Origin of the sequence: Lampropedia aestuarii, assembly GCF_004803635.1 — a bacterium.
In the GTDB taxonomy this organism is placed as follows: domain Bacteria; phylum Pseudomonadota; class Gammaproteobacteria; order Burkholderiales; family Burkholderiaceae_C; genus Lampropedia; species Lampropedia aestuarii.
On the sequence record NZ_SSWX01000001.1, the window covers coordinates 221,427 to 236,051 of the forward strand.

Genomic DNA, 14,625 nt, shown 5'->3' on the forward strand with positions numbered 1-14,625 from the left:
CATACGGGCTGGCCCCGCAGCACAACAAGAATCCGTTGCAGGCGCCCTGCCCGACTCCATTATGAAAATCGTTTTAGCATCCAACAACCAAGGCAAGCTGGTCGAGTTACAAGCGCTATTTGCACCGCTTGGCTTTGATATCATTGCACAAGGCCAATTATTCCAGGGCGAGGCTGAAGAGCCGTTTGACACTTTTGTAGAGAATGCGTTAGCCAAAGCCCGCTTTGCCGCACACCATACTGGCCTGCCTGCCATCGCAGACGATGCAGGGCTGTGCGTCGATGCTTTCGGCGGCCTGCCGGGCGTACAAACTGCCTACTACTGCACGCAATTTGGCTATCCAAAAAGCAATGACAACAATGTGCAAGCCTTGCTGGAGCAAATGCAGCACATCGACCAGCGTGGCGCCTATATGGTCAGCACGCTGGTCGGCGTGCGTTCAGCCGCCGATCCAGAGCCTTTGATCGCCGTTGGCAAGGTGCGGGTGGAAATTGCCAGACAGCGACAGGGCAATAACGGCTTTGGTTTTGACCCGGTATTGATCGTGCCTGAGCTTGGCTGCACCTTTGCAGAGCTGTCCGAGGCCACAAAAAACCAGTATAGCCACCGCGGTCGTTCATCACGCCAAATGGTCGAACTCGTCGCGCAGTACTGGGCAGCAGCTTAAAGCGCAGGGCTCGCGCAAATCGTCAAGCCCAAAGAAAACGCGACCCTAAGGGTCGCATTTTTTATTCCGAGCGCAGCAACTCAGGTCGAGAAGCTGGAGCCACAACCGCAAGTGGTCGTGGCATTGGGGTTTTTGATCACAAACTGCGCGCCCTGCAGGTCTTCTTTGTAATCAATCTCTGCGCCGAGCAAGTATTGGTAGCTCATTGCGTCAATCAGCAAGGACACGCCATTTTTAGTCATGGTCGTGTCATCTTCATTGGTGATTTCATCAAAAGTGAAACCATATTGGAAACCTGAGCAACCACCCCCTTGCACAAATACACGCAGCTTCAAATCAGGATTGCCTTCTTCGGCAATCAGGTCGGCCACTTTGGCAGCAGCTGAATCCGTGAAAACAATAGGGGTTGGCAACTCGGTGGTGGTGGATAACTCTGCGACTGCATTCATCGATTTTCTCCAAAGCTGAAGACTGCCCGCTGCGTGCTTCATGGGAATCATGAGGCAGCAACCCAAGCGTCCAACAGCAAATTCGCTGCGTATGCAGCATGTTTATACCCGATATATTAGGCTAAAACCGATGACTGTGCTGGGTCTCTGGTTTTGAGCTGCCTCGACAAGGGAACACATGGGGTGCCATTAGAACGTGTTTACGATCTTAGGGTGCGGCGAATCCCCACGCGCTATGCGTTTTGAGCTCTTTCAACCTGGCGACTGCTGCCTTGCAATGCAATAGTTGCCGATGGACTGGACTCACTGTGGCCAGCCAGCTGAGGCCTCTCTTGCGCCACCACCTCGGTCTCCAGCAGGGCCTTGCCCACTGACTCCTTGACTGGCAAGAGCGGAATCATGCAGCCTGAGACCAAGGCACCTTGGTGCATCTCCAGCTTGGCATAGGTGATATCGCCACTGACTCGGGCTTTGGGCTGTAACTCCAGCATGCGACTCGCATGGATCGGCCCCTCCACCCGGCCGTTGACGATGATCACATCGGCCTTGATAGCACCAGACACCGTGCCGTGCTCGGCCACAAACACCAAACTGCCGTTTTTGGTATCGGCCAACTCGCCTTGTAGGCTGCCTACCAGCACGCCATCAATGCGGATGCCATCCTTGAATGTGATGTCGCCTTGAATCCGGCAGCCATCGGCCACCAGACTGCGAATCGCTGCCAATTTGTTTTTAGAAAACATCGCTCCACTCTCTCCTTCAATATGCATTTTTATGCGTTTGGAATGCTGTAGCTCAGCGCGTTTATGGTGACTCTTGCGTCTCTGTCTCAGGATCAGTATCGAACGCAATCGACTGGCGCGCTCTTTCTCGCTTGTCTTGCCAAACCACGACGGTCACGCTGCCAAGCTGCAATTGCGCAGGAATGCGCAATTGCCCCTCCAAGCGCAAATAGCTCTGCATGTCGATGGCTTGTCTGCGTTCATTGGCCGGCAAGCGCCAAGGCTTGCCATCCAGTTCACCAACAATAAGCCACTCCAACTCGCCTTTGAATGTGCCGGCATCGCGCTTGAGTTGCATCAACAGCAACTGCCAGTTCAGTGCCTCTTCGCTGCGCCGCTCCGCTGTAAAACCACGGATTGAGAAGTCGCCCTTGTCGTCAGCTGGCAAAAGGTTTTCATAAAAGCGCAATTCGTTTTTGAGGTGCTGGTTCTCCAATTGCAATTCTTTGACCTGCTGACGCAGCGCTTGCTGTGTCGCCTCATCGACCAATGCCAATGCATCGACCACCTCCAAGTCCTGCCTGCTTGCCGCCAAGCCATCAGCCAAAGAAGCCAAAGGCAAGGGCTCAGCAAGCTCTTTGGACTCTGTAGCGGGCTCTTGCCGTTCATGAGGCTCGGCACTCTGGGCTTGCAGTTGTTGCTGCAACACCAGCATGTCCTGCTGCAAGCGCGCCAACTGCGCCTGCGCCTGTTCCTGCTTGCCAAAGCGCTCCACCATGGTGATGCCCCAGCGGCTGGCCAAACCGGCAAGCACCAACAACGCCAGCAGCAGAACAATCAGCAACCAGCGCAATGGACGCGGCAAAAACCGCCGCACAACCAAGCGACGGCGATTGACAGGAAAGCGACTGGCAAACAGGCGAAAGCGCATAAAGGCGAGAAAAGCATCAATGAAGGCAGCCTAGCCTGGCTTGGCCCTCCATGAACGCAGCACAAAAAAAAGAGTCGGGGCAAAAAACCGCGATCTCTTTGTATTGAATATCTCTGTAGAGTAGCGCAGACGGGCAGTTGTGCCAACCCCTATTTGCGCAGCACGCCCACAAAAGGGCGCATTGCGCGCCTTTTTGTGGGCGTTCTTCATCATTAATGCATGTGCAAACCACCATTGACTGGGAAATCCGCCCCAGTGGAGTAACCGCCCTCATTAGAGGCCAGCCAGGCAATGATCGAGGCAATTTCACCTGGCTCACCCAGGCGCTTGACCGGAATCGTTCCGACAATTTTATCCAGCACATCTTCGCGGATGGCTTTGACCATATCGGTGCCAATATAGCCAGGACTGACGGTATTGACGGTAACACCCTTGCTGGCCAGCTCTTGCGCCAGCGCCATCGTAAAGCCATGCATGCCGGCTTTGGCCGCTGAGTAATTGGTCTGCCCTGCCTGGCCCTTGGCGCCATTGACCGAGCTGATGTTGATAATACGACCCCAGCGTTTTTCCACCATGTCCCCAACGACTTGTTTGGTCACGTTGAACATCGAGTTCAGGTTGGTCTCAATCACCGCCCCCCAGTCCTCTGGCGTCATTTTGACAAACATTTTGTCGCGGGTGATGCCAGCGTTGTTCACCAGCACATCGATCGTGCCATGCTCTGCCTTGGCCTTCTCGAAGGCCTCCACCGTCGAATCCCAGTTGGCCACATTGCCCACCGAGGCGTAAAACTCAAAACCCAAGGCCTTTTGCTCGGCCAACCAGCTCTGAAAGTCGCGCTTTGGACCACAGCCGGCCAGCACCTTAAAGCCCTCCTGGTGCAAACGCTGGCAAATTGCAGTCCCGATACCTCCCATACCACCAGTAACGTAAGCGACTTTTTGACTCATATTGAAATCTCCTTTTTGTAAGAACCAACACTAGTAATTTAGCGAATTTTCACATCCGGCGGTGGCCGCACAAACCCTGCGCCGCAGCCCCCAAACCCAGCTCACGCGCGTTGCTTGACATAGCGGCCAGGGGCCGGCTCGATCACTGCATAAGCCCGGGCTTTGCCGGGGGCCTTTGGGGCAGCCACTTCCTGGCCTGCGTTGCCAGCCAGCCACTTAGCCCAATCGGGCCACCAACTGCCCGGCTGTTGCACAGCCTGCTCTAGCCATTCATGCCAGTGGCTGGGGAAAGTGGCCTGCTCTGAGGTCCAGTAGTGGCGCTTGCCCTTGGCTGGTGGATTGATCACACCGGCGATATGGCCAGAAGCGCCCATGACAAAGCGCTTCTTGCCAGGGAAAATCTGCGTACTGGCATAAGCGCCCCTGATCGGCACAATGTGGTCGTCTTTGGAGCCGTAGATGTACATTGGCACCTGCACTTGGCCAAAATCGATCGCCTCACCGCAAACCACCAGTTTGCCTGGCTCGATCAAATTGTTTTCCAAGTAGGTATTGCGCAAATACCACGCATAGAACGGACCGGGCAAGTTCGTGCCATCGCTGTTCCAGTACAGCAAATCAAATGGCGGCGGCGTCTCGCCTTTGAGGTAATTGCCGACCACGTAATTCCAGACCAGTTCATTGGGCCTTAAAAAACTGAAGGTGGTGGCCAAGTCCTGGCCTTTCATCAAGCCCTTTTGGCCCATTTGCATTTCGCGGAACTGGACCATGTTTTCATCGATGAAAATGTCCAAAATACCGGTGTCTGCAAAATCCACCAAGGTGGTCAGCAAGGTTGCGCTTTCCACCACTTGCTTGGAGCGTGCGGCCAAGACAGCCAGTGCCGTGCACAAAATGGTGCCTCCAACACAAAAGCCCAGCGTATTGATTGTGGGCGCGGCCGTGATGTCCTGCACGGCCTCAATCGCACGAATGGCGCCGTGCTCGATATAGTCGTCCCAGGTCTTGGTATCCATCGAGGCGTCCGGGTTACGCCAACTCACGACAAAGGTGCGATGGCCTTGCGCGACCACATACTCGACCAGCGAGTTACCCGGCTGCAAATCCAAAATATAGTATTTGTTGATGCATGGTGGCACCAGCAACATCGGCCGCGCATACACGGATTCGGTGCTGGGCTTGTACTCGATCAGCTGGAAAAAAGCATTCTCAAACACGACGCTGCCGGGGGTCATCGCGAGGTTTTTGCCGACCTCGAACTGCGCCTCGTCTGTCATCGAGATATGGCCGCGTTGCATGTCCTGCCACATATTGAGCACGCCTTTGGCAATGCTCTGGCCTTGCGACTCAATGGCCTTGCGCTGCACATCGGGGTTGAGCGCCACAAAATTGGTCGGTGAGGTCGCTGCCAACCACTGGTCTACAGCAAACTGCAAACGGGCTTGGTTTTTGCCATCAGTTTGCGTGATCTCGACCATCTTCTGCAGTGCCGTGGCATTGATTTTGTACAACGCAGCAGTCGATGCTGCTGCTGCACTATTGAGCCAGCCCTCACTGGAAAAGCGCTTGTCTGAACGCAGCACCTCGCCCAACTCAGAGGTTTTGCGTTGCATCAACTGGCCGATTTGTTCCATGTATTCGGCCTGCAATTGCTGCAAGGCTTCTGGGTCCATTGAAAACTGGCCCGGCTTGGCCTGCTCGCCCAAACGGGCGGCCATTTGCTTCCACATCTCCAAGGACTCGGTAGCTGCCTTGTGCATGTCGGCTGGCGCTGGTGCCTGCGCTGGAGGCTGACTCTGCCGCAGCCAGGCGCTCCACTGCTCCCAGGCAGCTTGCTGCATCTGCAGCCACCCTTCAGGCACTTGTGCAGGCTGGCCATTGTCTTGTGCGCTCATATGTGATGTCTCCCCATGAAAAACTCCATGCTAGCCGTGGCATCAAAAACATCCAGCCAAAAGCTGTATCTGGACTTTCATTCTGGATGTGCAAACAGTATGCCATCCAAACCATGCCATTCCATTGTTACCGACTGTTGACGTGCGCGCAGCAATGCCTGAAATCTGCACGCATGCGCCTTGAGATGCCAGGCTTGCACCAACCAGACACGGCAAAAAGCTGGCAAAAGACAGCAAAAAAAAACCTGTACTTGGCGGTGTGAAGATACGGTCATTCACACCACCAAGCACAGGGTTTGTGCCCCTCAAGAGCCTGTTCACGATCTGCATGCAGAGCATGAACAAATTTCCGGCAATTGATCAGACTTCCAGCCACTCCTTGCGAATGGCCGCATTGGCTTTGAGTTCTTGGGCAGAGCCATCAAACACAATGCTGCCATGGCCCATCAGCAGGCACCGATCGGCAATCTCCAATGCAATCGTGAGCTTTTGCTCAATCAGCAAGACCGAAACGCCGCGCTCTCTCAATGTGAGTAAAAACTCACCAACCTGCTCGACAATTTTCGGCGCCAAACCTTCTGTGGGCTCATCGATCACCACCAGATCAGGATCGCCCATCAGCGCGCGGCACAAGGCCAGCATTTGCTGCTCACCGCCTGACAACACGCCCGCCTCGGTGTGCTGCCGTTCACGCAAGCGTGGGAACAAACGGTAGGAATCCTCAAAACTCCAGCGTGTCGATTGGTGGCCGCGCTTCTCACCAAGCATCAGGTTCTGGTGCACCGTGAGCTTGGGAAAAATATCCCGGTTCTCTGGTACATAGCCAATGCCTAAATGGGCGATCTCATAGGGTTTTTTGCCCACCAATTTAACCTCTTGCCCATCCGCACGGGTCAGCACGATGTCACCTTGGCAGTCCACCAAACCTAGAATGGCTTTGGCCGTGGTAGAGCGGCCTGAGCCATTGCGTCCCAGCAAAGCCAGAATCTCGCCTTTGCGGACGTTGAACTGCACGCCATGCAATACATGGCTTTTGCCATAGTAGGCATGCAATTGGTCAATGCGCAGCATGCTCACCCCCTTCCTGTTCCAAAACGTCAGCAGCCAACACTGCATTGGCCTGGTTGTCTGCCAGGGTGGAGCCCAAATAGGCCTCTTGCACGGCCGCATTGGCACGCACCTTCTGCGGCGTATCAAAGGCAATCACTTGGCCGTAAACGACCACCGCTATCTTATCGGCCAAGCCAAACACCACGCCCATGTCATGCTCGACTGTCAGCAGCGTTTTGCCCACCGTGACTTCTTTGATCAACTCAATGAAGTGCGACGTCTCAGTGGTGCTCATCCCTGCGGTTGGCTCGTCGAGCAAAATCACGTTGGCACCGCCTGCAATCGTCACACCAATCTCCAGCGCACGTTGCTCGGCGTAAGTCAGATTCATCGCCAACACATCGCGGCGTTTTTCCAAATGCAGTTTGTGCAGCAACTCTTCGGTGCGCTGGTTGGCATCGTGCAAGTTGGCCAGAAAGCGCCAGCAGCTGTACTTATAACCGGAGCTCCACAGCAAACCACAGCGCAAATTTTCAAACACGCTGAGCTTGGAGAACAGGTTGCTGACCTGAAAGCTACGCGCCAGACCCAGGCGGTTGATCTCGAACGGCGTTTGCCCATTGATGCGCTGGCCGTTGAGCAGCACGTCACCGCCCGATGGCAGCAAGCGGCCACTGATCAAATTGAACAAGGTCGACTTGCCTGCGCCGTTCGGGCCAATGATGGCCACGCGCTCACCCTGCTGCACCGACAAGTTGGCTCCACGGATGATTTCAGTTTTACCAAATGTTTTGCGCAAGTCGCGCAATTCCAAGGCGTATGGGGTGGACTGGCTCATGCAGCTACTCCTTCCTGCAGTTGGCGAATATCGGCCTCAATCAACTCCTGCTGGTGGTGCCAGCGCTGCACAAAGCCACGCCTGGCCCACAAAAACAGCGCCAATGTCACCACGGTCCAGCCTCCTACCACCAGCCAATGCGTGGTGTTGGCCACATCCAGCGTTTGGCGCATGAATGTCAGCTGCGTGCTCATGATGGCATTCATCTGCAAGTGGTAGATCATTTCAATCAATGCGGCCACACCCAAAAAAGCCAGCAATCCGGTAATGGCCAGCGCCACATACGGCAACACCAGAGGCCCGAAGCGGTGGAATTTGATCACCCGCACATTGACCATGATGATGCTGGCCACACCGCCGGGTGCGAACATCACCATGAACAAGAAGATCAAGCCCAAATACAGCATCCAGGCCTGTGTCAACTCGGACAGCAAAATCATCGCCAAGACCATCAGCACCGCACCAATGATGGGGCCAAAAAACAAGGTCGCACCGCCCAGGAAGGTGAACAGCAAATACGTGCCTGAGCGGATCGCATTGAGGCTGTCCATCGCCGTGATGATCTCAAAGTGCAGCACCATCAAACCGCCCCCAATGCCGGCAAAAAAGCCGGCAATGATGAAGGAGAAATAGCGCACCTTGTGGGTGTTGTAACCAATGAACTCGACGCGCTCTGGATTGTCACGCACCGCGTTAAGCATGCGCCCCAATGGCGTGCGGGTAAAGGCGAACATCAAGGCCGTGCAGACAAAGCAATACAGCGCAATCAGGTAGTACATCTGGATCGAAGGGCCAAAGGTAATACCCATGAACGGCTGGCCTACGACTCGGTCGGTAGAGATACCGCCCTCACCGCCAAAGAACTCGGGGAACATCAGCGCCATCGATGCGACCAGCTCACCAATACCCAGTGTGATCATGGCAAAGGTCGTGCCCGATTTGCGCGTGGTCACATAGCCCAGCAAGATGGCAAAAAAGGCACCAGCCACGCCACCGACCAAGGGAATCAGTGATACCGGCAGCGCAAACGCGCCATCCCCCACCTTGTTGAGCACGTGGATCGCAATAAACGCGCCCAGACCAACATAGACCGCATGGCCAAAGCTCAGCATGCCGCCCTGCCCCAGCAAGATGTTGTAGCTCAGACAAATGATGATCAAGTAACCCATCTGCGAGAGCATGGTCAAGGCCAGGCCACTGCTAAAGACGTGTGGCGCAGCAATCAAAACCAAGGCAAAAATGGCCCAGGTCAGCACACGCCATTTGTTCAAAATGGGCACATTCTCGCCAATGCGCGGATTGGCGCCTGAAGAGGAAGTGGAAGTCAAAACGGATGTATTCATAGTCTTAGCCCTCACGCTTTCCCATCAGGCCACGTGGGCGGAAAATGAGCATCAGCACCAGCAGCAGATACGGCAGAATCGGCGCCACCTGTGAAATGGTCAAACGCAAAACCGGGTAGCCAAAGGTTTCAGGTCCAGCGGCCACACCCAGGCCGCGCAACATGCCCAGCAAGGAGTAATCCATCGCCACAGCGAAGGTTTGCATCACACCAATCAGGATCGAGGCAACAAACGCTCCGCCCAGCGAGCCCATGCCGCCCACCACCACCACGACAAAAATAATCGGGCCAACGGCCAGAGCCATCGCTGGCTCGGTGATGTAGGTATTGCCACCAATCACCCCAGCCAAACCGGCCAACGCAGCGCCACCGCCGAACACCAGCATGAACACGCGTGGCACGTTGTGGCCCAGGGCCTCGACCATGTCCGGATGGGTCAGCGCGGCTTGAATCACCAGGCCAATGCGCGTGCGCGTCAGCAGCAGCCAAATCGAGACCAGCATGACTACCGCCACCAACATGATGAACGCCCGTGATTTGGGGAACTGGGTATCAAACAAGGTAAAAAGCGGGCCTTGCAGGAACGGCGGCAAGCCATAAGGCACGGCCGCACGTCCCCAGATCAGTTGCACCACCTCCAAGATCAGGTAGGACAAGCCAAAGGTGATCAACAACTCTGGCACATGGCCAAACTTGTGCACCCGGCGCAGGCTATAGCGCTCAAACGCGGCACCAAGCGCGCCCACCAGCAGAGGCGCAACCACCAAAGCTGCCCAGAAGCCAATCGTGTCAGAGATGACATAGGCCAGGTATGCACCCAGCATATAAAAACTGGCATGCGCAAAATTGAGCACGCCCATCATGCTGAAAATCAGGGTCAAGCCTGAACTCAGCATGAACAGCAATAAGCCATAGCTCAATCCATTGAGCAATGAAATAACGAAAAACTCGAAACTCATGCGTGATCTACCTGTAGTGAAAAGTCATGCAAATCCTCATTACGAGGGGCGTTTCATTTGGCAGGTGGTCGGTGTGGCAGCCTCCTCAAGCGCATAATATTTCACGGGCTGGAACGCAAAGCCCGTATTCTCTTGCGAGTAAGGCAGCGCATCGCTGGCCTTGCTCCAGCGCGTGATGAACAGGCCTTGCTGCAACTGGTGGTCGTCCTTGCGCATTTTGACGGTGCCATAAGCTCCAGGAAACTCCATGTCTTCCATGGCTTTGGCAACCGCCAATGCATTGGTGGACTGGGCTTTGGCCATGCCGTGCGAGAGTGCTGCCAAGCCGTTGTAGACGGCTGTGGTGTACATGTCTTCATTGAACTTGGCCTTGAAGCCCTGGGTTACTTCGCCAATTTCTCCGGGCAAATTCATGTGGCTGTAAAACACTTCGTAGACCTTGCCTTCAGCAGCAGCGCCCAACTGGGTTGGCGCGCCACTGGCGGTGCCGTAGTAGACAAAGAAGTCGACGTTTTTCAGCCCCGAGTCATTGGCCGCTTTGATCAGCAGGGACAAATCCGAGCCCCAGTTGCCGGTGATCACCGCATCCGCTCCGGACTGGCGAATCTTGGCCACATAAGGGGCGAAATCGCGCACCTGGGCCAGCGGGTGGTAGTCATCACCTACGATCTCGATATCGGGGCGCACCTTTTGCAAATACTCTTTGGCCAAACGGGCAACCTGCTGGCCGTGGCCGTAGTTCTGGTTGATCAGGTAGATCTTTTTCACCTCAGGCTGATCGGCAATAAAGCGCGTCATGGCCTGCAGTTTCATGGTGTTGTCGGCATCCAGGCGGAAGTGCCAGAAGCTGCACTTCTCGTTGGTCATGTCAGAGTCCACCCCGGCATGGTTGAGGAAGATCACCTCCTGGCCAGGATTGCGTGCATTGTGGCGCTCCAGCGCCTCCATGATGGCCAGGGAGTTGCCCGAACCATTGCCCTGCACGATGTAGCGAATGCCCTGGTCAATCACACTGCGCACCAGGCTGGCCGTCTCCTGCGGACTGAGTTTGTTGTCCAAGCCAACAATTTCAAACTTCACGCCCGCTGGGTTGTTTTGGCTTTGCGTATTGAAGTAGTCGGCTGTGTATTGAAAGCTCTTGAGCTGGTTGCTGCCAACGGAGGCCATCATGCCCGAGAGTGGATCAATCCAAGCAATTTTAACGACCTCGCCTTGCTGCGCTTGCAGGGTACCTGCGGTCAGCACCATCGCAGTCGCTGCGGCCAATTGACGCCAGTTATGAGGAATGAAAAATCGCTGCATGCTGTCTCCTTGCTGGTATTTTGAAAGTGTTTCAAACATGCGCAAGGGTATAGACCGATCCATATAACTCGCAGCGGGAAACCCCCAGTGCACTGCAGCAAACTGTCACTTACAAGACTTGAGCTTGACTTTAAGTGCTTGTGTCTATTGGCTAAAAGTAAAAAGACTGCTGGCCTTTAGGCGCAGCAGTCCTGGTACTGGCTTATTGCAAGGCAACCAGCGGCAAAGCACACGCTGACGGCCAATGCAGGTACTTGGAGCGTCTGGCTCGCCCCAGCAAACCGGAGGCTTGCGTTTGAGACCAGCTGCCAAACCTCAGGCAGTACAACTACTGCGACCAGACTTTTAAACGATGCAGCAAGGCTCGTGCGCGCGCCCCTTATTGGTTGCTAAATTGCGCCGAGCGCTTGTTCACAAATGCATCCATGCCTTCTTTTTGGTCTTGCGTGGCAAACAGCGAATGGAACAAGCGGCGCTCAAACATCACGCCATCAGACAAGCCGCTCTCAAACGCGCGGTTGACCGACTCTTTGGCCGCCATGTTGGCGATCTGGGAGTAGCCGGCAATCGTCAGTGCTGCACCCAGCGCTTCCTCCATCAACCGATCCAATGGCACGACACGGCTGACCAGGCTGGCGCGCTCGGCTTCTTGCGCATCCATCATGCGGCCAGTCAGCGCCATGTCCATGGCCTTGGCTTTGCCGACAGCGCGGGGCAGACGTTGCGTGCCCCCTGCTCCTGGAATCACGCCCAGCTTGATTTCGGGCTGGCCAAATTTGGCGTTGTCAGCGGCAATGATGAAATCACACATCATGGCCAGCTCACAACCACCGCCCAGTGCATAACCGGCAACGGCTGCAATCACCGGCTTGCGAATGCTGCGCAAGGTCTCCCAGTTGCGCGTGATGTAGTCGCCTTTGTAGGCGTCGACAAAACTGTACTTGGCCATGGCAGGAATATCAGCACCCGCAGCAAAGGCTTTTTCACTGCCCGTCAAGATGATGCAGCCGATCGCCTCGTCAGCATCAAAGGCTTTGAGGGCTTGGCCCAACTCAGTCATCAATTGGTCGTTCAAGGCATTGAGGGCCTTGGGACGATTGAGCGTGATAACGCCGACTTTTTCGGCTTCAACGCGCACTTCAATGGTTTCGTATGCCATGTCTTACTATCTCCTTTATTGGTAGCGCGTGTGCCAGATGCACACGCGGGCTAAGTGAATCGATGCGGCAGATACCGCGACACCACAGCGCCCTCTATCCTAGACGCTTTATGCCTGGCTATCGGGTCTGGTTTGGCCTTGCAGGGAAGAATTCAAGCATCCAGCCACTGCCCCAAAGCCGCGTCTGCACAAACGGTTAACAACGGCTCTCCCTGTGCAACAGCGCTGTCAGGCCATTGCAGCGTCAACCAACGCAAACTGCCATCGCGAGCGACCAGAGCACGCACCACCGCAGCTTGGTTGGCCCATGGCACAAGTGCATCCAAATCATCGAGCTTCTTGATGCGCCATGCGCTGCTCGCCACTGCATCTGGACGGGCCTGCATGGCCTTGCCAGCCTGCACTTCGGGCGTGCTTGCCACCTCAATTGCCAGCCACTCGTCGCCCACAGCAAAGCCCGCTTGTTCGGCTACGCTGGCCGATTGCACACGCCGCAGCGTGATACCGGCAGCATTCTCTTGCACTAATACGCCCAGGCGCTGCGGCCAGCTGGCCGGTTTGTATGCCAGCGCAATGCCTTGGCTTTGCAAATACTGCGCCAATGGCAGATCGCCTACGCCATGGACCCACGCCATCAAGGATTCAAAGGCTTGCGTCGTCTGGGTCAAATCCTGCAAAACGGCGGCAATGTCCTGGGCACTGATGGGCCCACCTCTGCTGCGGGCCCACAAGCTGCGCATCACATCATCGAGGCTGACTGCTGTGTGCTGGCGCAAATGCAAGTCCAAGCACAGCGCAATCAGCGCACCCTTGGTGTAGTAGCTGACCGTAGCATTGGCTGTGTTTTCGTCCTGCCGGTAATACTTGACCCAGGCATCAAAGCTCGACTGCGCCACGCTTTGCACATGGCGCCCAGGTGTTTGCGCGACTTGGTGGATGGTTTTGGCCAACACCTGCAAGTACTGCGCATCATCGAGCAAACCGGCACGGCGCAGCAGCAAGTCATCGTAGTAGCTGGTAAAGCCTTCAAAGAACCACAGCAGCTCGGTGTAGTTTTCCTGGTCATAGTCATAGCGCGTGAACTCGATCGGACGCAATCGCTTGACATTCCAGGTATGGAAATACTCGTGGCTGATCAAACCCAGTAAGGTGCGGTAGCCAACCGAGGCTTCGGACTGGCCAAGCCGTGGCAAATCATTGCGATTACAAATCAAGGCCGTGCTGTGGCGGTGCTCCAGCCCGCCATAGCCGTTGTCAACCGCGTTGAGCATGAAGGTGTAATGGTTGTGTGGTGCCGTACCTCTGGCGTCACCCTGCGCTTGTGGGTGCCAGAAGTCCATCGCGGCTTCACAAATGCGCTGCGTATCACGCAAAAGGCGCTCACCATCGAATGATGGACTTGCGCCAGCGACCACAAAATGGTGGGGAATGCCATACACCTCGCAGCTGCCAGACCAGAATTCCCCCATCTCGACCGGATTGTCGGCCAGCTCATCGTAATCGGCGGCGGTGTATTGGCCAAAACCTTGAGCATCCACGCGCCAAGGTGTCAGCGTCGTGGCCAGTCGCCAATGCGGATGCTTGGCCGGGGGCTGCAATTGCAGCCCATGCGTAAGATGTTCTGCGCCGTGCACGCGCAAACACAAACTGGTCGGGTTGAAGAAACCGCGCTGCACATCCAGCCAAGCCGCTCGCACAGAATTGTCAAACGCGTACACACGGTAGTGCACTTGCAGGGGCATTCCTGGCTGGCACGTGATGGTCCAGGTATTTTTATTGATTTGCTCGGCCAGGCATGCCTGGCCGTTCTGCTGTGCATCCAGGCCACTGAGATGGCGGACAAACTCCCGAATCAAATAGCTGCCTGGAATCCAGGCTGGCAAAGACAAGGTTTGCGTTTGCGCAGGCTCCCCGATGGTCACCGTCACGTCGAAATGGTGGCCATGCAGATCGCTTGGGGCAATGCAGTAGTGGATAGGGGCCAATGGTTGATTCTCAGTCATAGGCATGCTTTATAGACCAGTTTTGATCACTGCCTGCATCAAACGCTCATGCGCAGGCCGTTAGTTTCATTATGAATGCTGCGCAGCTTATGGTTTAATGCACATTTGGATATTACTTCGTAGTGAAATAAATCTGTTTCAATATGAAGGCGCAGGCCTGCGCCACAGGCCTGCATGCTGCCAATAAAGCACCCTTTTATAGCTGCTTGCCAAGATGAACCAGCGAAGCCATGCAGGCCCAACACCTGCTGTTGCGCTGGATTCAGGTACATACAATTTTGACGCTAAATTGAAAAATCAGTGGATTACACTGCCTCTTTCATTTAATTTGGCATCTTTACTGCTACGCTCGCTGCCC

The 14,625-nt window shown here is 55.3% G+C and carries 14 protein-coding genes; 1 reads left to right on the forward strand and 13 read right to left on the reverse strand.

The window, feature by feature from the left end; genetic code table 11:
• Window positions 1–61 precede the first annotated feature (61 nt).
• Window positions 62–667 (forward strand): RdgB/HAM1 family non-canonical purine NTP pyrophosphatase, encoded by a 606-nt coding sequence (gene rdgB / locus E8K88_RS00945; protein ID WP_136404757.1) that lies wholly within the window; start codon window positions 62–64, stop codon window positions 665–667.
• An 80-nt stretch (window positions 668–747) separates the two neighbouring features.
• Here the strand turns inward: rdgB and erpA are convergent, their stop codons facing one another.
• The 13 genes from erpA to E8K88_RS01010 all read right to left on the reverse strand — a co-directional run bounded on the left by erpA (window position 748) and on the right by E8K88_RS01010 (window position 14,539).
• The gene (gene erpA, locus E8K88_RS00950; protein WP_136404758.1) at window positions 748–1,116 is read right to left on the reverse strand and encodes an iron-sulfur cluster insertion protein ErpA; all 369 of its coding nucleotides are present in this window, start codon (window positions 1,114–1,116) and stop codon (window positions 748–750) included.
• Between the two features lie 233 nt (window positions 1,117–1,349).
• Complete coding sequence (locus E8K88_RS00955; RefSeq protein ID WP_136404759.1) at window positions 1,350–1,859, reverse strand: bactofilin family protein; 510 nt, start codon at window positions 1,857–1,859, stop codon at window positions 1,350–1,352.
• A 61-nt stretch (window positions 1,860–1,920) separates the two neighbouring features.
• The gene (locus tag E8K88_RS00960) at window positions 1,921–2,769 is read right to left on the reverse strand and encodes a DUF6776 family protein (protein WP_136404760.1); all 849 of its coding nucleotides are present in this window, start codon (window positions 2,767–2,769) and stop codon (window positions 1,921–1,923) included.
• A gap of 212 nt (window positions 2,770–2,981) precedes the next feature.
• Window positions 2,982–3,719, reverse strand: coding sequence for an acetoacetyl-CoA reductase (gene phbB, locus E8K88_RS00965; protein WP_136404761.1), 738 nt, complete (start codon window positions 3,717–3,719; stop codon window positions 2,982–2,984).
• Between the two features lie 101 nt (window positions 3,720–3,820).
• Window positions 3,821–5,614 carry a PHA/PHB synthase family protein gene (locus E8K88_RS00970; RefSeq protein ID WP_420813546.1) on the reverse strand — a complete coding sequence of 598 codons (1,794 nt, stop codon included), beginning with the start codon at window positions 5,612–5,614 and terminating at the stop codon, window positions 3,821–3,823.
• A gap of 360 nt (window positions 5,615–5,974) precedes the next feature.
• Window positions 5,975–6,685 carry an ABC transporter ATP-binding protein gene (locus E8K88_RS00975; protein ID WP_136404762.1) on the reverse strand — a complete coding sequence of 237 codons (711 nt, stop codon included), beginning with the start codon at window positions 6,683–6,685 and terminating at the stop codon, window positions 5,975–5,977.
• Window positions 6,672–7,502 (reverse strand): ABC transporter ATP-binding protein, encoded by an 831-nt coding sequence (locus E8K88_RS00980; RefSeq protein ID WP_136404763.1) that lies wholly within the window; start codon window positions 7,500–7,502, stop codon window positions 6,672–6,674. Before E8K88_RS00980 ends, E8K88_RS00975 begins: the two co-directional genes overlap by 14 nt.
• On the reverse strand, window positions 7,499–8,845 hold the full coding sequence (locus tag E8K88_RS00985; RefSeq protein WP_136404764.1) for a branched-chain amino acid ABC transporter permease: 1,347 nt from the start codon (window positions 8,843–8,845) through the stop codon (window positions 7,499–7,501). Before E8K88_RS00985 ends, E8K88_RS00980 begins: the two co-directional genes overlap by 4 nt.
• 4 nt (window positions 8,846–8,849) lie before the next feature.
• A complete protein-coding gene (locus E8K88_RS00990) occupies window positions 8,850–9,803 on the reverse strand; it encodes a branched-chain amino acid ABC transporter permease (protein ID WP_136404765.1) in 954 nt (317 codons plus the stop codon).
• 39 nt (window positions 9,804–9,842) lie between these two features.
• Window positions 9,843–11,105 carry a branched-chain amino acid ABC transporter substrate-binding protein gene (locus tag E8K88_RS00995; protein WP_240754249.1) on the reverse strand — a complete coding sequence of 421 codons (1,263 nt, stop codon included), beginning with the start codon at window positions 11,103–11,105 and terminating at the stop codon, window positions 9,843–9,845.
• A 379-nt stretch (window positions 11,106–11,484) separates the two neighbouring features.
• A complete protein-coding gene (locus tag E8K88_RS01000; protein WP_136404766.1) occupies window positions 11,485–12,264 on the reverse strand; it encodes an enoyl-CoA hydratase in 780 nt (259 codons plus the stop codon).
• A 152-nt stretch (window positions 12,265–12,416) separates the two neighbouring features.
• A complete protein-coding gene (locus tag E8K88_RS01005) occupies window positions 12,417–14,267 on the reverse strand; it encodes a M61 family metallopeptidase (protein ID WP_240754251.1) in 1,851 nt (616 codons plus the stop codon).
• Window positions 14,268–14,305: 38 nt separating this feature from the next.
• The gene (locus tag E8K88_RS01010; RefSeq protein ID WP_136404768.1) at window positions 14,306–14,539 is read right to left on the reverse strand and encodes a hypothetical protein; all 234 of its coding nucleotides are present in this window, start codon (window positions 14,537–14,539) and stop codon (window positions 14,306–14,308) included.
• Between the last annotated feature and the right edge of the window lie 86 nt (window positions 14,540–14,625).

Coding starts and splice junctions, on each gene's coding strand:
- rdgB (WP_136404757.1), top strand. CDS start 62: ATGAAAATCGTTTTAGCATCCAACAACCAAGGCAAGCTGGTCGAGTTA.
- erpA (WP_136404758.1), bottom strand. CDS start 1,116: ATGAATGCAGTCGCAGAGTTATCCACCACCACCGAGTTGCCAACCCCT.
- E8K88_RS00955 (WP_136404759.1), bottom strand. CDS start 1,859: ATGTTTTCTAAAAACAAATTGGCAGCGATTCGCAGTCTGGTGGCCGAT.
- E8K88_RS00960 (WP_136404760.1), bottom strand. CDS start 2,769: ATGCGCTTTCGCCTGTTTGCCAGTCGCTTTCCTGTCAATCGCCGTCGC.
- phbB (WP_136404761.1), bottom strand. CDS start 3,719: ATGAGTCAAAAAGTCGCTTACGTTACTGGTGGTATGGGAGGTATCGGG.
- E8K88_RS00970 (WP_420813546.1), bottom strand. CDS start 5,614: ATGAGCGCACAAGACAATGGCCAGCCTGCACAAGTGCCTGAAGGGTGG.
- E8K88_RS00975 (WP_136404762.1), bottom strand. CDS start 6,685: ATGCTGCGCATTGACCAATTGCATGCCTACTATGGCAAAAGCCATGTA.
- E8K88_RS00980 (WP_136404763.1), bottom strand. CDS start 7,502: ATGAGCCAGTCCACCCCATACGCCTTGGAATTGCGCGACTTGCGCAAA.
- E8K88_RS00985 (WP_136404764.1), bottom strand. CDS start 8,845: ATGAATACATCCGTTTTGACTTCCACTTCCTCTTCAGGCGCCAATCCG.
- E8K88_RS00990 (WP_136404765.1), bottom strand. CDS start 9,803: ATGAGTTTCGAGTTTTTCGTTATTTCATTGCTCAATGGATTGAGCTAT.
- E8K88_RS00995 (WP_240754249.1), bottom strand. CDS start 11,105: ATGCAGCGATTTTTCATTCCTCATAACTGGCGTCAATTGGCCGCAGCG.
- E8K88_RS01000 (WP_136404766.1), bottom strand. CDS start 12,264: ATGGCATACGAAACCATTGAAGTGCGCGTTGAAGCCGAAAAAGTCGGC.
- E8K88_RS01005 (WP_240754251.1), bottom strand. CDS start 14,267: ATGACTGAGAATCAACCATTGGCCCCTATCCACTACTGCATTGCCCCA.
- E8K88_RS01010 (WP_136404768.1), bottom strand. CDS start 14,539: ATGTACCTGAATCCAGCGCAACAGCAGGTGTTGGGCCTGCATGGCTTC.